This is a genomic window from Buttiauxella selenatireducens, from assembly GCF_031432975.1.
GTDB classification, from domain to species: Bacteria; Pseudomonadota; Gammaproteobacteria; order Enterobacterales; family Enterobacteriaceae; genus Buttiauxella; species Buttiauxella selenatireducens.
Genome location: NZ_CP133838.1, coordinates 1,739,008 through 1,757,967, shown reverse-complemented (window position 1 = coordinate 1,757,967; position 18,960 = coordinate 1,739,008). Strand labels below are relative to the sequence as shown.

General features: G+C 43.2%; 15 protein-coding genes. All 15 read right to left on the bottom strand.

Going from position 1 to position 18,960, the window contains the following annotated elements; genetic code table 11:
• Positions 1-53: 53 nt before the first annotated feature.
• Positions 54-1,463, bottom strand: coding sequence for an NADP-dependent phosphogluconate dehydrogenase (gene gnd, locus RHD99_RS08095; protein ID WP_309878323.1), 1,410 nt, complete (start codon positions 1,461-1,463; stop codon positions 54-56).
• 156 nt (positions 1,464-1,619) lie between these two features.
• Positions 1,620-2,777 carry an oligosaccharide repeat unit polymerase gene (locus RHD99_RS08090; RefSeq protein ID WP_309878321.1) on the bottom strand — a complete coding sequence of 386 codons (1,158 nt, stop codon included), beginning with the start codon at positions 2,775-2,777 and terminating at the stop codon, positions 1,620-1,622.
• An 81-nt stretch (positions 2,778-2,858) separates the two neighbouring features.
• A complete protein-coding gene (locus RHD99_RS08085; RefSeq protein ID WP_309878319.1) occupies positions 2,859-3,749 on the bottom strand; it encodes a glycosyltransferase in 891 nt (296 codons plus the stop codon).
• 45 nt (positions 3,750-3,794) lie between these two features.
• The gene (locus tag RHD99_RS08080; RefSeq protein ID WP_309878317.1) at positions 3,795-4,730 is read right to left on the bottom strand and encodes a rhamnosyltransferase; all 936 of its coding nucleotides are present in this window, start codon (positions 4,728-4,730) and stop codon (positions 3,795-3,797) included.
• A 10-nt stretch (positions 4,731-4,740) separates the two neighbouring features.
• Entirely contained in the window at positions 4,741-5,727 is a 987-nt protein-coding gene (locus tag RHD99_RS08075) for a glycosyltransferase family 2 protein (RefSeq protein WP_309878316.1), read from the bottom strand.
• A complete protein-coding gene (locus RHD99_RS08070) occupies positions 5,727-6,986 on the bottom strand; it encodes a flippase (RefSeq protein WP_309878315.1) in 1,260 nt (419 codons plus the stop codon). Before RHD99_RS08070 ends, RHD99_RS08075 begins: the two co-directional genes overlap by 1 nt.
• 307 nt (positions 6,987-7,293) lie before the next feature.
• Positions 7,294-8,166 carry a glucose-1-phosphate thymidylyltransferase RfbA gene (gene rfbA / locus RHD99_RS08065; RefSeq protein WP_309878313.1) on the bottom strand — a complete coding sequence of 291 codons (873 nt, stop codon included), beginning with the start codon at positions 8,164-8,166 and terminating at the stop codon, positions 7,294-7,296.
• 56 nt (positions 8,167-8,222) lie between these two features.
• The gene (gene rfbD, locus RHD99_RS08060) at positions 8,223-9,125 is read right to left on the bottom strand and encodes a dTDP-4-dehydrorhamnose reductase (RefSeq protein WP_309878311.1); all 903 of its coding nucleotides are present in this window, start codon (positions 9,123-9,125) and stop codon (positions 8,223-8,225) included.
• Positions 9,122-10,207: a dTDP-glucose 4,6-dehydratase gene (gene rfbB / locus RHD99_RS08055; protein WP_309878309.1), complete on the bottom strand. Its 1,086-nt coding sequence runs from the start codon at positions 10,205-10,207 to the stop codon at positions 9,122-9,124. Before rfbB ends, rfbD begins: the two co-directional genes overlap by 4 nt.
• A gap of 424 nt (positions 10,208-10,631) precedes the next feature.
• The gene (gene galF, locus RHD99_RS08050) at positions 10,632-11,528 is read right to left on the bottom strand and encodes a UTP--glucose-1-phosphate uridylyltransferase GalF (RefSeq protein WP_183269832.1); all 897 of its coding nucleotides are present in this window, start codon (positions 11,526-11,528) and stop codon (positions 10,632-10,634) included.
• A gap of 174 nt (positions 11,529-11,702) precedes the next feature.
• On the bottom strand, positions 11,703-13,130 hold the full coding sequence (wcaM, locus tag RHD99_RS08045; protein ID WP_309878308.1) for a colanic acid biosynthesis protein WcaM: 1,428 nt from the start codon (positions 13,128-13,130) through the stop codon (positions 11,703-11,705).
• A 29-nt stretch (positions 13,131-13,159) separates the two neighbouring features.
• A complete protein-coding gene (gene wcaL, locus RHD99_RS08040) occupies positions 13,160-14,380 on the bottom strand; it encodes a colanic acid biosynthesis glycosyltransferase WcaL (protein ID WP_309878306.1) in 1,221 nt (406 codons plus the stop codon).
• Positions 14,377-15,657 carry a colanic acid biosynthesis pyruvyl transferase WcaK gene (gene wcaK / locus RHD99_RS08035; protein WP_183269835.1) on the bottom strand — a complete coding sequence of 427 codons (1,281 nt, stop codon included), beginning with the start codon at positions 15,655-15,657 and terminating at the stop codon, positions 14,377-14,379. The genes wcaL and wcaK overlap by 4 nt, the downstream gene beginning before the upstream one ends.
• Positions 15,658-15,863: 206 nt before the next feature.
• Positions 15,864-17,351 (bottom strand): MOP flippase family protein, encoded by a 1,488-nt coding sequence (locus RHD99_RS08030; RefSeq protein ID WP_309878305.1) that lies wholly within the window; start codon positions 17,349-17,351, stop codon positions 15,864-15,866.
• 11 nt (positions 17,352-17,362) lie between these two features.
• Complete coding sequence (gene wcaJ, locus RHD99_RS08025) at positions 17,363-18,757, bottom strand: undecaprenyl-phosphate glucose phosphotransferase (RefSeq protein ID WP_309878304.1); 1,395 nt, start codon at positions 18,755-18,757, stop codon at positions 17,363-17,365.
• Positions 18,758-18,960: the final 203 nt, after the last annotated feature.

Here is an 18,960-nt window from a genome sequence, read left to right as displayed (position 1 = left end):
TCTAAAAAAGCCCTCACAGTGGAGGGCTATTCTATAGGTTAGCCTAAATACTTTTAATCAAGCCATTCCGTATGGAATACGCCTTCTTTATCAATGCGCTTATAAGTATGCGCACCGAAATAGTCGCGTTGTGCCTGAATCAGGTTCGCAGGCAACACAGCGGCTCGGTAGCTATCATAGTAAGAGATAGCAGCGGAGAAGGTCGGCGTTGGGATGCCATTTTGCACTGCGTAAGAAACCACATCGCGAAGTGCTTGCTGGTACTCATCGGCAATCTTCTTGAAGTACGGTGCTAACAACAGGTTTGCAATCGCAGCATTCTCTGCGTAAGCATCGGTAATTTTTTGCAGGAATTGAGCACGAATGATACAGCCAGCACGGAAGATCTTAGCAATCTCACCGTAGTTGAGATCCCAGTTATTTTCTTCAGATGCAGCACGAAGCTGTGAGAAGCCCTGAGCATAAGAAACGATTTTACCCAGATATAAAGCACGGCGTACTTTCTCAGCAAACTCAGTTTTATCGCCAGCAAACGGCTTAGCCTGTGGTCCACTCAGCACTTTAGATGCAGCCACACGTTGTTCTTTCAAAGAAGAAATATAACGCGCGAAAACAGACTCGGTGATCAGGGACAGCGGCTCACCAAGGTCAAGAGAGCTCTGGCTGGTCCATTTACCTGTACCTTTGTTGGCTGCTTCATCCAGAATCACATCAACCAGATATTTACCGTCTTCGTCTTTCTTAGTGAAGATATCTTTGGTGATGTCGATCAGATAACTGCTAAGCTCACCTTCATTCCATTCAGTGAAAGTAGTAGCGAGCTCTTCGTTAGAAAGATTCAGACCATGCTTGAGTAGTGAATAGGCTTCAGCAATTAACTGCATATCGCCGTATTCGATACCGTTGTGAACCATCTTCACATAGTGACCAGCGCCATCTGCACCGATATATGTCACACAGGGTTCGCCGTCTTCAGCAACAGCAGCAATCTGTTTGAGGATAGGGGCAACAAGTTCGTATGCTTCTTTCTGACCACCAGGCATGATGGATGGGCCTTTGAGCGCCCCTTCTTCGCCACCGGATACACCAGTACCGATGAAGTTGAACCCTTCAGCAGACAGTTCACGGTTACGACGAATGGTATCGTGGTAGAAGGTGTTACCACCATCAATCAAGATATCGCCTTTCTCAAGATACGGCTTCAGGGAGTCGATGGTTTTGTCCGTAGCTTCACCCGCCTTAACCATCAATAAGATACGACGTGGAGTTTCCAGAGATTCGACAAACTCTTGCACGGTATAGTAAGGAACCAGCTTCTTGCCCGGGTTCTCAGCGATGACTTCTTCAGTTTTATCGCCTGAACGGTTGAACACGGAAACGGTATAGCCACGGCTTTCAATGTTCAGCGCGAGGTTACGCCCCATTACTGCCATGCCAACGACACCGATTTGCTGTTTGGACATTACTTACTCCTGTCTTTGGAAGGTTACTACGACTTCAACGCCGTACTAATGTTCTGTTGATGTTAACTCAGGTTTGTCATTAATTGTATCAATAACAAAAAATCAGCTTTAGGTCCATCGCGAAGAAAATATATAATCACGATGCCTGTATATAAATCATCTATTATCCGAGATTGTTAGATTATTTTTATTAAAATTAGCAACCGGACGATAAACTTCAAGGCTTAGTATAGCTATACCAATAATGTAAATACCCATAGGGGTATAAAGGAAAGGATTTGTCAGAGATACCCCTGCAGCAAAAATAAGAATGCAGGATACCTGTAAGTCTTCAATTCTTGAAGATTTAACTATGCCTTTATAGATTACAACTAATAATGGGAGCATAGACAAAAAGATACCAATTGCACCTGTTTTGTAAAGTAATTCCAAAGGAACCACTTCTATCCTGCCTCTTCCTAGAATAGCAGAACCAAACCCTTCTCCGAAGATTAAAGAAGTCGAAGTCATACCCTTCACTATATAATAAAAGTCATTCAATCGAACAGAGTCTGAATCCCCAGCCCTTCCTCCAACAATTATTAGAAGCGCAACACATGCTATTATAGCAATTGAAACCAAAGAAAAATTTTTAATAAAACTATTAATTCTGCAACTAACAATTAAAGCCGCAACCCCTGTAAAAAGGAAAACTCCCCTTGTTTCAGTTAAGAAAAGAGCCATCATGCACAGTAAGAACAAATAATTTTTCTTCTCGGAGAAAAAAATTATTGCACCAACACCAATGAAAAAGAAAGATTTTGCAAAAAACGCACCACCCGGCCTAAAGAAAAACTCACTTGAGGTTGAAAGTATACTGTAAACATACCCGAAATTGATAACCCCAACGCGTAATAAAATTATGTATGCAATATACACACAAGAAGCAATTATCGCGTAATATTTTGTTGTCTTTAGAAAAATATATAATGCATATTTTCTGATTGACATATCATTAAAGCATAAAAATAATATAACAAGGGTGTATATGTAGGGTTGTAGATCGAACAAAATATCAGTTAAACTATTACCTACCATGACCCCAACTATAACGCCATATAATGGAAGAAACAGAACTGAGCTCACCAGAAATAAATTGCGAGGAGTTGTTTTAGAAAGTTTAGTTATAACGTTAAAAACAAAGAGCGCTAAAGCAAGTGCAAATAATAAATACCTAACTGGAAATATCCCCAGAGGCTCAAACATTCTTCCACCGCCACCAAAAATAATTTCGAAAGTCAAAAGAAATAATAATATTTTATTTAGATTAATCATGATGTTTTCAAGGCTTTTAAATTATTCATTTATGGTGCAGGAATTAAAACATTGCATATAGATGATTGTTTGCTAAAGCAATTACACCCATCGCAATAATATAAAAACTGCCAACATCAATCTATCGCGAAAACGTCGTCTAAACTTTGTAATATTCAACAACATTAGAAGCGTGCGTTTAAAATCATTTCTTTTAATCATATCTACAATAGGATCATTTTCAAATTTTAAGACTACACATAGTTTATTGACTTCGTTTTTATACCAACCACACTTAGCTAGTTTTAGCCTTTTAAAACCAGCCTTGATACTATTGTTTGCACCGACTTGATTGCTAGCATGCTGCCTATACTTCATAAAAGGTACATCATCAATATACCATGTATAATTATTGACCCGTGAAAATGAATATAATAACCAATCGTGCAGGGCAACATTAACCGCATCGGTCGAATTTAAAAGAAATTGTTTGAAATCACATGCCAAAGAACGTTTGAATACATAGGTGCATCCAGGCCCGGCTGCTTCAAAAAGAAAATCATACTCAACCTGTGGTTGAGACTTACTTATTAAACATTCTTTACCATTTTCCCAAAAGGCAACAACATTGCCAGAGTAAGCATCAACGTGCTTTTGTTCGATCATTTTAATAGCACGCTGAATTTTATTATCAAACCAGACATCATCTTGATCACAAAAAGACACGTAATCATACTTATCGATAGGAGAATCAAGTACTAAACGATAAAAATTACTTCCTGCAGATCCATATCTTTTTCCATAGTCTAAAATATGAATATTTGGCAAATGTGAATATGTAGTTACTAAATGTTCGTAAGACCCATCATCTGAAAGATCAACACTAATATAGACATCTAAGCCTACATTTTTTTGCTCTAAGATTGATTGGAGTTGCTCATCAATCCATTGACGACCATTATATACCGCAAGCAATATTGCTACTCTTTCCATTAATTGATTCTCAAATATAAAATTCAGTAACACATATATTTTTATTTATCGATGTGTTCGCGGGTTTTCGCCTCTGACGCCCCTAACACCATCTATTAAGGCTGTAAGGAATGATTTTAAATAACTTTTTTTGTCTGGTTGTTTAATCACCAGTATCATCGAGTGTATAAAACTAAAAACAATTTCTCTTGCCGCAAGCAATTTTGGCACATGTGGATATTTTAAAAGATGAATGGAGTTTCGCACTCTATAATACCGACGAACAGCGGAATGAACAGGCACACAAAATCCAAAAATATCAAAGGAACGATCACCAATTGAATGGAGCATTTTTGCCTGAGGGATGATATAAACTAGTATGCCTTTATCAAAACATCTAAGGCACCATTCGGTATCAACATAATCGATAAATAAACCTTCATCCATTAGACCGACTGTATTAAACACATCTTTTCTAACCAAAGTACCAGATGAAATAACAACTGATGAGGTAAAAGGTTCAGTAGAATTTTTAGAGTAAAGTTTCACACGTTTCCCATTTTTTCTGATATCGGTAATCGCATATTCGAAACCTCTTGTTTCATCAAAAAATACAGGAGCACATACTTGATATTGGTTATCGATCATTGGGTTTGATAATGAACTGATAAAATGACTGCTAATTTTACTATCTTGATCAAAGAAAATAAGGTATTCATAATGTTCATCTAAACATTTTTTAATTCCAACATTTTGTGCTGCAGCAATACCTTTATTTCCTCCCAACCAAATATAATTAAAAACGTTATGATTTGCTAGTAACTCGTTAATTGAGGGGCTGTTATCTACAATTAAAACATCACTGTTTTGTTCACGAAGATTACTTGCTAATCCTATCACGTGCTCTACTGAAGGATTATATGTAACTATAATTGCGCATAGATTGTTACTTGGATTTTTCATTGATAAATTTAATTCTCTTATTTTCCAGATAAATATCATTCAACATTATTTAATATTTTTGTTTATAAAATGTGCGCAACAATATTGCATCTAATAAATCAGTTAAAAATATTTTTAATTTTTTATTTCTTAAATAATCAACATTAGTAAAAACATAAAAAAGATTTTTTGTTTCTACTAAATCACTGTTACTTATTCTTCCAGAGTAAATAATATCCATAAGATGAAGGTAATGTATATGATTTTTAATTACACTACTGTTAGCATTTATAATATTTCTTGAAAGCAAGTTGTTAAGTAACTCGTCTGATTGTCTATAATGTTCCAACCGTCGAGTTAGTTTCGCTAAATTTATCGCGTTCTTTACCTTTTGTATAATATTGGTTCTTTTAGCTCCAATTTGATTATTATCATGTTGTCTGTATAAAATTAACTTATCTTCACAGTAATTAAGGCTATTACAAATAACAGCATTGGTAGCAATCCAATAATCATGTGGAACGAGTTTAGGAAACGGTATTAACCTAATCAGAAAATCTCTTCTAGTAGCTAAAGTTGCCCCTGTTACAACATTAGCAGCTAAGATTCTTTCTAAAGACAACGCTTGTTCAAAAGGTTTGAAGTTGACATGCTCCCATAACTCCCCAATAATAGTTTTGGAGTTATTGATCAGATACGCATCAGTAAAAATGGCATTTGCATTTGGATTATCTTTAAATTTATTACATATAACTTCAGCTTTATGTTTATCCCAAATATCATCTTGGTCACTGAAAAAAACCATTTCGGACGTACACTGCTGGATTAAAACTTCAAAGTTTTTTATATAACCAACATTTACCCCATCTTTAATTATTTTTATATTTAAATGTGATGTTGTTATATACGCTTCAATAATTTCCACCGTATTATCAGTTGAGCCATCGTCTCTGATTATTACGCTATATGGTAAAAATGTTTGCTGTGCAATGCTATCCAGTTGTTCAACAATATAACTAGCACCATTATAAGACGCTAAAACCACATCATAATTCATTATATCCCTCGGTGCCTATTGGTATACACATTTGAGATCAATACTAAAAATAAGCAATCCAGTACAACACGGAGGCACCATGCATAAGCTGCACCAGTAATCCCATACCATTTGACAAAATAATATAACACACACAGATATGGAATTATTTCTATACAATGCAGCAATGCAGTTACTTTCGCCTTTCCTACAGACTGTATTGCGGTAAATGGAATTTGTGCAATTGAATTAAAAAAGAAGCCTATAAGTAATATACATAAAATGTAATACGAGTGAATTGCATATTCCTGCCCCATCCAGATACCAAGAATGTTTTTGGAAAATACAATTCCAAAAATAACAATAGGTAAACAACCTAGCATCATTAATTTATAGGAGAACTTCAATTGCTTGCGGAATTCATCTTTATTAGTAGTATTGCTTAATCGGGGATAAACAGCTCTGGATAAGGCTCCAGGGATCAAGCCTAAACGAGACACGGCCTCGGATGGCGCAGTGTAGTAACTTACAAATTTCGCCCCCAACAAATTTGATATTACGAACCTATCAAAATAAACCATTACTGGGCTAATAATATTGCTCACAGTAATCCAACCACCAAAAAATATAAGCCTTTTAAACGTGGAAGGATTAAACCGCAGTTTTGCACTTATAATTTCCCCTCTCACTATGACAAATGAAATAATAAATGAAATTCCTCTCCCAACTAGTAAACCTATTATCGCATATACTAAGCTATGTTCTAACCATACAAATAGTGCCGGAAGCCCTGCGATTACTGAACTACCAATACTCCTTTGTATATTTAGTATGGAGAATTTTTCATCCCCTTCCAGAATCGACATCCAAAGCTGGTTCAGAAGAAATAAAGGGATAGAGAATACCAGAATTTTAAGAGAAATCTCTACTTCATGAATATGCAAGCTGGAAATGTTTAACATATGGACAATGTTTGGGATGAACATATATATAACAAGCATTCCCAAAGAACCAAACAGGAGGATAAAAATCGTAGACGTTGAAATAATGAGTTTTCTTTCGTCTGGCTCATCTCTAAATAATGCAATCTCCCTTACTATAGCTCTTGTTAAACCCACATCAAAAATACCGGCATAACCAACAATAGCAATAGCTAAAGTATAAATTCCAAATAACTCCAATCCTAATACTCTTGCCAAGTATCCTAGTGCAGGTATTGCTATTGCAGTAGGTATAACATATCCGGCCAAATTCCAGACGCTATTTTTAATAAGACTCATTTTTAGCCTAAATGTAATTGTAAAATAAAAGTATAAATAGATTTTATGGATTTAATGGATTTAACATGACGCACTTAAAAAATAAAATAATAACATTCAACTCAAAATAAAAACCTAAAAAACCGAAAATCGCAGCATATACTTTTAAAAAATATTTGTGTAAAATAAAATCAATAAGGGCACGAATAAAAAACCTTAAAAATAAAAATCAACAAGACATCTAAAAGTTAAGTTAGCAAAGAAATTTTCTTGCCGGTAAGTTTATTCGTTATAAATATAAGATGTACATCTTACCGGCAACTTAGTTTTATTTAATCATCTTCAGCAAATACTGCCCATAATCATTCTTAATTAATGGTGCCGCCAATTTCTTAACCTGCTCCGCATCAATAAAGCCTTTACGGAATGCAATCTCTTCAGGGCATGCAACCTTCAACCCCTGGCGTAACTCAATAGTCTGAATGAAATTACTTGCTTCAATTAAACTCTGATGTGTACCAGTATCCAACCATGCATAACCGCGCCCCATCATGGCAACAGACATACGACCCTGTTCCATATAGATACGGTTGATATCAGTAATTTCTAATTCACCACGTGGTGAAGGCTTAAGGGTTTTCGCCATTTCGACAACACTGTTATCGTAGAAATATAGGCCAGTAACCGCGTAATTACTTTTCGGTTCAAGAGGTTTTTCTTCAAGAGAAATAGCTTTACCGGCTTTATCGAATTCAACGACACCATAACGTTCAGGGTCATGTACATGGTATGCAAATACCGTTGCTCCGGATTCTTTAGCTACAGCATTTTCGAGCTGCTTCTGAAGATCATGGCCGTAGAAGATGTTATCGCCCAGTACCAAAGCACAATCATCATTACCAATAAACTCTTCACCGATGATGAAGGCCTGAGCCAAACCATCAGGACTTTCCTGAACTTTATATTGCAAGTTGATACCCCATTGCGAACCATCGCCAAGCAATTGTTCAAAGCGTGGAGTATCTTGCGGGGTACTAATAATTAAAATATCACGAATACCCGCCAGCATCAGTGTGCTCAACGGATAATAAATCATAGGCTTGTCATAAATAGGTAGTAACTGTTTGCTGACAGCCATGGTTACCGGATACAAACGAGTACCAGAACCACCTGCAAGAATAATCCCTTTACGTGAAGTCATATTTTATATTCCAATTTATTGAAGCGCCCTGCATCGAGGCCACTGATTAATCTTATTTATTGAGCATTTGCTGCAGCAAAAATCTCAGCGAGCATTCGTTTAACGCCCACATCCCATGCAGGTAAGGTTAAACCAAAAGTCTGCTGGAATTTACGGGTATCAAGCCGCGAGTTATGAGGACGTCGGGCAGGTGTCGGATATGCTGTCGTCGGTACCGGATTCGTTTTATTTACCGCTAATACCAAACCTGCTTTTTCAGCTTCAGCAAATACCAGATTGGCATAATCAAACCAGGTTGTTGTTCCTGATGCCACCAAATGATACAGCCCGGCTACGTCCGGTTTACGCATTGCGGTCGCAATAGCGTGCGCCGTGCAATCTGCTAATAGCTCGGCACCTGTCGGCGCACCAAATTGATCGCTAATAATAGAAAGTTCTTCGCGTTCTTTAGCCAGGCGCAACATTGTTTTTGCGAAGTTATTACCTTTACCAGCAAATACCCAACTCGTGCGAAAAATGAGGTGTTTTTTACAATGCTGCTGCACAGCAATTTCACCAGCAAGCTTCGTTTCACCATAGATATTTAATGGCGCAGTGGCATCAGACTCGACCCAAGGTTTTTCACCATCGCCTGGGAATACATAATCTGTGGAGTAGTGGACAAGCCAGGCATTAATTTTTTCTGCTTCTTTTGCAATCGCTTCCACACTTGTCGCATTGAGCAGTTGCGCAAAATCACGCTCACTTTCTGCTTTATCGACTGCGGTATGCGCTGCCGCATTCACGATCACATCTGGTTTCACGCGTCGTACTGTTTCAGCAACCCCTTCTGGATTACTGAAATCACCACAGTATTCAGTCGAATGGACATCGACTGCGATGACATTCCCAAGTGGCGCCAGTGAACGTTGTAATTCCCAACCTACCTGCCCTGTTTTACCGAACAATAAAATAATCATTTACGTTCACCGTAATTTTTCTCAATCCATGATTTATAGGTGCCGCTTTTAATATTATCGACCCATTGTTGATGGGTTAGATACCATTCAACCGTTTTACGAATTCCACTTTCGAAAGTTTCTTGCGGTTTCCAGTTCAAATCATGGCTTATTTTGCTGGCATCAATAGCATAACGGCGATCGTGACCAGGACGGTCAGCAACATAAGTAATTTGCTCACGATATGAGGTATTCTTAGGAACTAACTCATCCAGCAGATCACAAATAGTCAGCACCACATCAAGGTTTTTCTTCTCATTATGACCACCGATGTTGTAAGTCTCACCCAATGTGCCTTGAGTCACCACGGTATACAGTGCTCGAGCGTGATCTTCAACGTATAACCAGTCACGAATCTGGTCGCCTTTCCCGTAAACAGGCAGATTCTTACCTTCAAGCGCGTTCAAAATAACCAATGGAATTAACTTTTCCGGGAAGTGATACGGCCCATAGTTATTCGAGCAATTAGTTACGATGCAAGGAAGACCATAAGTCCGCTGCCAGGCGCGAACTAAATGATCGCTCGAAGCTTTTGACGCTGAATAAGGGCTACTTGGTGCATAAGACGTTGTTTCGGTAAATAGAGGAAGGACCTCCCCTGCCGAGCATTCATCCGGATGCGGCAAATCACCGTAAACTTCGTCAGTAGAAATATGATGGAAACGGAAAGTTGCCTTGCGTTCATCATTCATTTGCGACCAATAAGCGCGAGCTGCTTCAAGCAGTGTATAAGTACCAACGATATTGGTTTCGATAAATTCAGCAGGACCAGAGATTGAACGGTCAACGTGACTTTCAGCAGCCAAATGCATAACGGCATCCGGCTGATGTTCTGCAAAAATTGCGTCCATTGCATTTCTGTCGCAGATATCTGCCTGAACAAAGGCATAACGACCATTTTCAGAGACGTCGGCCAACGATTCAAGATTACCTGCATAGGTTAATTTGTCGACGTTAACGACGCTGTCTTGGGTGTTATTTATGATATGACGAACGACCGCTGAACCTATAAAACCAGCGCCACCAGTAACAAGAATTTTCACGGGTAAAATCTCTCTATAATCTCGTAAAATTTTTTCTCGATAAATAATTATCGGATGTATGATTTTACTTCAGGTAATGAGGAATAAAATTAAGAAATATGAAATTTTGCTATAGCCATGCTACCGCCCCTGGCTCAACAGCTACCAGTGTACTGATACTTTTCACATGCCACCGAGTAGGCTGGCGCATGGCTAAATTTTTGCAACACATTCGAATGAACTCAACTGTTAGAAACTGATTATTTAACCAGTGTTTTTATGTCTTTCATTGGAATGTGATACTGCTGCCCGTAAAATTTTTGTCTCAAAATCATCTCAAAAAAAACGGCAGTCTGCAGCAGCACAATTACAAACATGTAACCGTACTGCCACTTTTGACTGCCGTTCTTTTCATCAGACTTTGGTCATCATTGATTGAAAAAAATCAACGAGCCAGTAATTTCTGAATGCTGTCCCTGAACTTCTGGCCTTCTTTATGGTTGCGCAAACCATAATTAACAAACGCCTTCATGTAACCCATTTTCTTACCGCAGTCATAGCTTTCGCCAGTCATCAAAGCCGCTTCAACCGCTTGCTTTTGATTCAATGCAGCAATGGCGTCTGTCAGTTGGATTCGTCCCCAAGCACCTGGCTCTGTTTTCTCAAGCTCAGGCCAGATATCAGCAGACAGAACATAACGGCCCACAGCCGCCAGGTCAGAATCTAAAGTCTGTGGCTGATCGGGTTTCTCCACGAAATCAACAATGCGACCAATCTGCCCATCATTGTTTAACGGTTCTTCAGTGGTGATAACCGAATACTCGGACAAGTCTTCGTTAGGCATACGTTTTGCCAGCACCTGGCTGCGCCCAGTTTCTTTGAAACGCTCAACAATTGCCGCCAAATTATAGCGCAATGGGTCAGCGCTGGCGCCATCAAGTATAACGTCAGGTAATACAACAACAAATGGATTGTCGCCAATAATCGGATGGGCGCACAAAATAGAATGACCCAAGCCTAAGGGCTGAGCCTGACGCACATTCATGATGGTCACGCCAGGAGGGCAAATGGACTGGACTTCGGCAAGCAACTGGCGCTTCACGCGTTGCTCAAGCAGAGCTTCCAGTTCATAGGAGGTGTCGAAATGGTTTTCAACCGCATTCTTTGAAGAGTGCGTCACCAATACGATTTCTTTGATTCCTGCAGCTACGATCTCGTCGACGATGTATTGAATCATCGGCTTATCAACGATCGGTAGCATTTCCTTTGGAATAGCCTTTGTTGCGGGCAACATATGCATACCCAAACCTGCTACCGGAATAACTGCTTTCAAATTAATCATATTCAAACCCACCTCGAAATGGTTGGAGGATTATAGTCTTTTCGTGCTTTGATGCCAGCATGAATTGAGCCAAAGTAGTACGTCATTTTAACTTCCTCAACAAAGCCTACAAAACTAAAAACCTTTTTTTAATACGCCTGAACCCTCAGATAAATCGCAAAGTGACTTGACGATTTATTTATTAACCATTGGCAGAGCAAAATTCAACCCATGGGTATTCACATGCTGCTGATCCACCCTGTCGATATCTACCGAACTGTGCCCTTTTTCGTTCACAGCCCGCACATTAGCAAGCGAAAGCAACGTGTCGTCTTTGGCCATAAAACGGCCACGCACATCTTTGCGCAGGTCAAAGTTTAGCTTCAACGCGGGACCTACAGCAGAATACTGCATCACGTCGACGTTTCTCAGAAACAAGTGTTGCGGTTTGTTATGCAGTTCAAGCGTTGCTCGTTTCATCGCCACATCGGTGATTGCCACAAAAGAGGTCGCATTGCCCGACGAAATCTGGATTCCACGACTTTTATAAGGCATTTGGGTGTTATCCAGCGCAATGTCGTTAAGCTTAAAATTTTGTGGAATAGACAAATACTTACCTTTGATAACACCATAACCAATCAGAAATCCCGCACTGTCGACCATATCAACATTATCAATGACGAAGTTATCACACCCATAAATTGCGACTGTCGCGTTATCGATCCCCGCGTTCTTACTAAACGTGTGATTGATATTCCGCGCCTTTATATTGCGAATGATAAAGTGTTTGCCGTTTTCGACATGAACCAACTGACGACAGTTGCTGCCGGTAATATTGGCAACAACAAAATTTTTTACCGCCTGATCTTCGGGATAGTCATTGTCATAGGTACTTCCCGCAAGCCCAATACCAATCCCCCAGTTGACCTTTCCATTGGTGCAATCAATGTTTTCAATCACATGGTCGGAGATAAGCAAGTCGTGGTCGTTTATCGCCACATTCCATTCGATAGCATCACCCTGCAAACGACTGAAGTGGCCGTTGGTAATCCTGACGTTTTCCATGCGATTGTGGAACCCTTGCCGCAAAATGGCGTAGTTCGCATCGTGCACCCGAATGTTATCAATCACCAGGTTGCGCATGGTGCGCTTATCTTTTCCGCCGATGTAGATTTGAGTCACCGGCACAAAACCGCTCATATCAATACCTTTGATAGTGCAGTCTGAGCCCCGCACATCAAGGATGATATTGTGAAACCGCCCTCCCTTTCCCCCCAAAATCTGGCAGCCGTCCTGCATCACAAAACGCCCTTTACCATTACCTTTTAAGCCACCAGCAACCTGTAAGGTTTTACCTTGTGGCATAAAAATGGCGGTATTGATGTTGTCACAGACTAAATCGGCAGGGACAGATACGACATCAGCGGCTGAGAAAGCTTGTTTAAAGGCGGCAATCCAGTCGCCGCTATAGAATTTCTGGACACTAACCTCGCTGTTGCCTGCCCCAGCTAACACACTACGGGGCAATATGAAGGGTACCGCAGCCAGAACAGAGCTGGCTTTGAGTAACTTGCGACGGGAGGAGGAAAATGAAGGGTTGGTCAATTCAAATTTTTTGCGCATACATCCCCGTGAAGCTTCACTAAATGGGTTTACAGCGTCTGTAGCTGACGAGCTAACTGCTGATAGATAACGTGCTGATTGAACTCGGTTTCAACTTTTTCACGCGCCAGTTGCAACATGGGTTTGAGTTCACTTTCATCGATATGACCGAAGGCCTGTAAGCTATCGGCGAGCGCTCCCGCATCGTTTTCGGGCACCAGCCAGCCGGAACGTCCCGAATCAATTAACTCCGGGATACCGCTATGCACGGTAGACAGAACCGGGATACCCACCGCCATCGCTTCCATCAGAGCCACAGGGATCCCTTCCATATCGCCGTCAACGCCCGTGACCGATGGAAGTAGGAACAAATCGGCCTCATCGAGCATCGTTTTAACTTCGTGGTTCGGCTTAAAGCCCGGCATAAACACCACATCATCGAGTTGATTTTGTTCGATAAGCGTACGCAACCGCGTTTCCCATGGGCCAATACCAAGGATGTTGTAACGAAAACTCACGCCTCGTTCTTTTAACAACGCGCAGGCATCAATCGCCACATGCAATCCTTTCTTCTCGGTCAACCGAGCCACCGAGATAATCTCCAGCGTTTTCGCCGGCTTTTTAACGGCGCGTTGCGAAAACCGTTCCATATTCACGCCCATGCGCGAGACGGTAATTTTGTTGGCCGGACAGCCCATTTTTTGCAAGCGTCCTGCCCACAATTCGCTTATCGGCAACATCAAATCACCACGGGCAAAGAGCTTTTGATATTCAGGGGTGTAGTGCGCCAGCGCCTCACGTCCTGAAATATCAATCCCATGGAATACCGTGGCAATTTTGCCTCTCAGCAACCCAAGCTCGCGTAATTTTGCCGCCGTCACACCGGCAGGGCCGAAATGAGCAATAAAGACATCAGCCTGCACTGGCTGAGAGTTACGGCCACAAATGGAGGAAAGAATTAAATTGCGAGCTTCCTCGCCATAGCGTTTCGTATTCAACGCCTTCCAGGTTCGTGGACGCAGCGCACCACGTAGCGTATTCAGCGCTCGGGATTGCAGTTTTGCCGCCTTGCCTGCGGGTTCATCCATCAGCCAGGTGGTTTTTTCCGCAAGCTTGTACTCTTTGAATGCCGAGTGGGTATGGTTCAAATCTCCCTTCTGGATAGCAACGATTTCCACCTCATAACCCATATCAATAAATGCAACGATCTGGTTGAGCACGAAGGTTTCGGATGCCACAGGGAATTTAAGCAAGAAGAAGCCGACTTTCATTTAGCCCCCTTCACTCGCGCCAGAACTGACTCCACCATGCGCCGACCATCAGCACGTTCGGCACGTACCGCGTAAGCGAGGCGTTCATTGATTGCCGGTAGTTGCCCTAAGACGTCGGCCACCACACTTTGAAGGGAACCATTCAGAAGCTGGCGGATTTCAATTGCCATTTCCGGCATGCCAAGCTGCTGCATGATGCCCGCGGATTTGTGTTCATAATTGATAGCAATGGCAGGCGTACCAAAGTTCATGGAAATAATGGCTGAATGCAGGCGCGTGCCGACTGTCAGCTCACATTCTCCGAGAATTTTGCCCATTTCAAGGTCATTAAGCTCATCCATCACCACGTGGTATTCCTCGGGGTTATTGATGTACTGGCGAAGATTTAGCGCCACCATCCGGTCATCTTTGTTGTAGCTGTCGATGCCCGTACAGGTCGAAAGTGCCAGCACCTGATAACCCTGTTCAATAATGCGGTTCACCACAGAGGCAAACGCCTGCTCATAGGCTTGCTGAGTGGTGCCCAGGCGCTTATCAAAAGGCGCCAGCTCACGCAGCGTAATCGCCACCGTTTTCTTGCGTTTGATGGTATTGAACCAATGCTGCACGGCGTAGCTCGGCACGAAGCTGTCATTGTGATGTTCTACAAGCCAGGCCGTATCCACACCCTGCTCCACTTTGCTGCAATCAATATTGCTTCTTTTCATCAAATCGAGGCTGACGGATTCACGCAAAATCAGCGACTCCGTATTGCCGAAGACATAGCTTGCCAGGTGATTAAACTGCGGATCCTGGAACGGCCCTACGCTGTGGCCAATCATGTAAACCGGCTTTTTCGCCATAAAGCTGCACAGCGCATGTTCAAACTGCGAAACACCGTATAAATCGACAAAAAACGAACCGCCGACCTGAATAATCGCGTCATAGGTTTGCAGCGACTTAACGAAATCGATAAATCCTTGTGGGATGGAAATATTACGCAGCCGCCCGTTATCAGTGGCTTTCGCCAGCAAAACCTGGTGCTGATACTTGCGGCGCAGGACTTTTTTAACCCGCCCCATCAACCCAACCGCATTGTTATGTTGCTTCATCTGCTTATACAGGGTGTCCCCCAGAACCGGGCGACCCAACAGCCACGCGGAACTCACCGGATAGCGGCTCATCACATCAACCTGCACGGTGTCATCAATGGTAGTAATCGCATCAATCAGTCCGCGCAAAATGGCGCTATCACCACGGTTGCCGCACGTGTGGTTGCCAAGAATCAATAATTTCATACAGACCTCGTTCTTAAATGTATGCCCTCACCCCAGCCCTCTCCCCCAGGAGAGGGAGAAAACCGGTTAGTCCCCTCTCTCTTAGGCGAGGGAGAAAACGGTCAGTCCCCTCTCTCAGGCGAGGGAGAAAACCGGTCAGTCCCCTCTATCTAAGGCGAGGGAGAAAACCGGTCAGTCCTCTCTCTCTAAGGCGAGGGAGAAAACGTTCAGTCCCCTCTCCCTTGAGGGAGAGGGTTAGGGTGAGGGGGCGTTCGAATAAACTGGCGTTTCATCTCTACCACTAGCGCATTGCGCGACAGCGCCAGCATGACGATAAAGGCCAACACTCCAGCCGCAATTTGTACGCCCAACAACAAGCCGAGCGAGAGCAGCCCTTTCAGGGCAAAGCCCAGCGAGCCACTGATCACAATGGTTGGAATAGAAAGGTAAAACGGCAGCCAGATACTTTGAATGTACTGGCGGAAGCTTGCGCCGAGCACCGGCCTAATCATCACGAAATAGCTCAGTACGGTGTTCACTACCTGCACCAACAAAAAACCCAGCGTGACGCCCAGCGCACCCGCCATATGGCCGCCGATAATAATCGCGGGGATAAACAAGCAGGTTTTGAATACATTGAATTTAAAGCTGATATCGACACGTGCTTTTGCCATCAACAGCGATCCAATCGGGTTACCAATGGAGCGCAACAGGCCAACCACACACAGCAGTTGCAGGATCGGCGTAATAAACTGCCATTTCTCACCAAACACCAGCGGCACAAAATTATTCGAAACCACCAGCAGGCCGAGCAGCGCCGGGAAGTTAATAATCCCGACAATCGACAGCAATTTGTAGAAGTTGACACGTAACTTGTCGGTATCGTCCTGAATCTTGGCAAAAGCAGGAAACAGCACGCGGGTGATAATCGGATTCAGCTTCATCGGTGGTACCACCGCCACGTTATAGGCGAGGTTGTAGCCCCCAGCGATGCTGGCACCAAGAATTCGCGCCAGCACTAACGTTGAGAGATTGGTATTCACATAATTGATAATGCTGTCAGCCGTTAGCCATGCACCGAACTTCAGATTCGAGCTGACAGATTTCAGGGAAAAGTGCAGGCCAGGGCGATAAATTTTGCGGCCAAAGAAACCAAACAGCGAGGTGCGAACCACGGTGTTAACCAGATAACCGATGATCGCCGTCATGGCGAACGGGTAAACCATCGCAGCCCCAACCGTCACGGTAAAGCCCGCTATGACCGATACCGTTTCAATCGAGCCAATCTTTGAAAACTCCAGTTCCTTTTGCATTAGTGCGCGGAACTGCTGCCCGTGTGGGATAACGATAAAAGCGAACGACAGTGTTTTAATCAGTGGTGCAAGCGCTGCGGTATTCAGTACCGAAGCGATAACATCGCTTAGTAAAAACACCACCGCGAATACCGCAAGCCCAAGGCCGACATTCAGCCAATACAACGTGGTTAGCTCGAGGTGGCTTATCTCTTTGCGCTGGATAATCGAGTTGGCAATGCCAAAATCTGACAACGTATCGGCCAGCGCGATGATCACAAGCGAAACCGTCAGCAGGCCAAACTCGTGATTGTCGACAACCCGTGCCAGCACGGTCATCTGCACCAGGCCAAGGCTAATAATAATCACCGTGGCGATGGCAGACCATTTGGCACCGCTGATGGTTTTTTCTCTCAGACTCATTGCGGACTCACTCAATAGGCGGCTTTGTTAACAAAGCCTTTGAAAATGGTCAGAAAGACAATTTTGATGTCAAACCACAGGCTCCATTCGCGGATGTATTCCAGATCAAACTCAACACGCTTTTCCATTTTCTCCAGCGTGTCAGTTTCACCGCGCCAGCCGTTGATTTGTGCCCAGCCCGTGATGCCCGGTTTCACTTTATGGCGCAGCATGTAGCCTTCAATCAGCGAGCGATATTGCTCGTTATGCGCCACTGCATGCGGGCGCGGCCCGACAATCGACATCTCGCCCATTAGCACATTGATAAATTGCGGCAACTCATCCAGAGAGGTACGACGCAAGAAATTACCGACTGGCGTAATGCGCTTATCACCCTTGGTGGCCTGAGTGACGACCGCGTCATTTTCCATCACTTTCATGGAGCGGAATTTCCACACTTTGATCGGCTTCCCGTCCATGCCGTAGCGCGTCTGGCGGAAGATAACGGGGCCAGGAGAGGTCAATTTCACCGCTGCGCTGATACACAACAGCACCGGCGAAATAAACAGCAGGATCAGCGAAGCAAGCACAATATCTTCGAGACGTTTCAGAACACGGTTAATGCCGTTTAACGGGGTTTCAAAAAGAGGCACAACCGGTACGCCGTTCACTTCCTCGGTGCGGGCGTTAAGAATATTGAAGGTGAAAACATCCGGGATCAGCAGCACTGAGCAGGTGGTATCGGTCAGTTCACGCACCAGTGATTTAATCCGCGCCTCTTCGCTCATGGTCATCGCGATATAGATATTATCGATGCGCCCTGCCCGCGCTTGTTCCACCAAATCTGCGAAACAGCCCGCATAATCGCCATGGGGTGATTCCGGCTGTTGGTCGTCATACACACCCTTGACATCAAATCCCAACCACGGCTCGTTGCGGAAACTCTCGGCAAGCGCATAGCCCACGGGCATCGAACCCGCGATTGCAATGCGGCGCGTGTTGTACCCCATATTGCGCAACCAACCGGCGCCCAGGCGGATAAACGAGCGGCAGAACATCATGCCGAAACTGGTCAACACATACCAGGCGAGATAGACCCAGAAAGACCCGTCAAAATCAGGATTAAAGGCCAGTAAACCGGCACTAAAAATCAGGCTCAATGTCCAGTTTTGCAGCAACAACATCAGTTCGCTGGAAATCTTCACCCCGCGCCATGAACGGTAAAAATCGGTCATGCCGCCAATCATCTGGAAAACCACAAGGGCCAGTAAGGCCATCAGTAAATGCATGTACAAAAACGGTAACGCGTTGACCTGACACACAATCCATAACCCAACAAACATAATGGTGATGTCAGAAAAACGTTGCACCATAGAGATTAACGATGCGTTCGTTTTTGGTAGCTCGCGCTTTTTTAGGTTTGTCATCGTTTTACCTTTATTCAAGATGATACGGGATAAGCGCCCTCACCCTAACCCTCTCCCCCAGGAGAGGGGATCGTAAGGTTTTCTCCCTCTCCCCCATATAGAGGGGATCGTAAGGTTTTCCCCCTCTCCCCCATATAGAGGGGATCGTAAGGTTTTCCCCCTCTCCCCCATATAGAGGGGATCGTAAGGTTTTCCCCCTCACC

Coding starts and splice junctions, on each gene's coding strand:
- RHD99_RS08080 (WP_309878317.1), bottom strand. CDS start 4,730: ATGATATTTATCTGGAAAATAAGAGAATTAAATTTATCAATGAAAAAT.
- RHD99_RS08085 (WP_309878319.1), bottom strand. CDS start 3,749: ATGGAAAGAGTAGCAATATTGCTTGCGGTATATAATGGTCGTCAATGG.
- RHD99_RS08075 (WP_309878316.1), bottom strand. CDS start 5,727: ATGAATTATGATGTGGTTTTAGCGTCTTATAATGGTGCTAGTTATATT.
- rfbD (WP_309878311.1), bottom strand. CDS start 9,125: ATGATTATTTTATTGTTCGGTAAAACAGGGCAGGTAGGTTGGGAATTA.
- wcaK (WP_183269835.1), bottom strand. CDS start 15,657: ATGAAATTATTGATTCTTGGCAACCACACGTGCGGCAACCGTGGTGAT.
- RHD99_RS08070 (WP_309878315.1), bottom strand. CDS start 6,986: ATGAGTCTTATTAAAAATAGCGTCTGGAATTTGGCCGGATATGTTATA.
- galF (WP_183269832.1), bottom strand. CDS start 11,528: ATGATTAATTTGAAAGCAGTTATTCCGGTAGCAGGTTTGGGTATGCAT.
- wcaM (WP_309878308.1), bottom strand. CDS start 13,130: ATGCGCAAAAAATTTGAATTGACCAACCCTTCATTTTCCTCCTCCCGT.
- gnd (WP_309878323.1), bottom strand. CDS start 1,463: ATGTCCAAACAGCAAATCGGTGTCGTTGGCATGGCAGTAATGGGGCGT.
- RHD99_RS08090 (WP_309878321.1), bottom strand. CDS start 2,777: ATGATTAATCTAAATAAAATATTATTATTTCTTTTGACTTTCGAAATT.
- wcaL (WP_309878306.1), bottom strand. CDS start 14,380: ATGAAAGTCGGCTTCTTCTTGCTTAAATTCCCTGTGGCATCCGAAACC.
- RHD99_RS08030 (WP_309878305.1), bottom strand. CDS start 17,351: ATGAGTCTGAGAGAAAAAACCATCAGCGGTGCCAAATGGTCTGCCATC.
- wcaJ (WP_309878304.1), bottom strand. CDS start 18,757: ATGACAAACCTAAAAAAGCGCGAGCTACCAAAAACGAACGCATCGTTA.
- rfbA (WP_309878313.1), bottom strand. CDS start 8,166: ATGACTTCACGTAAAGGGATTATTCTTGCAGGTGGTTCTGGTACTCGT.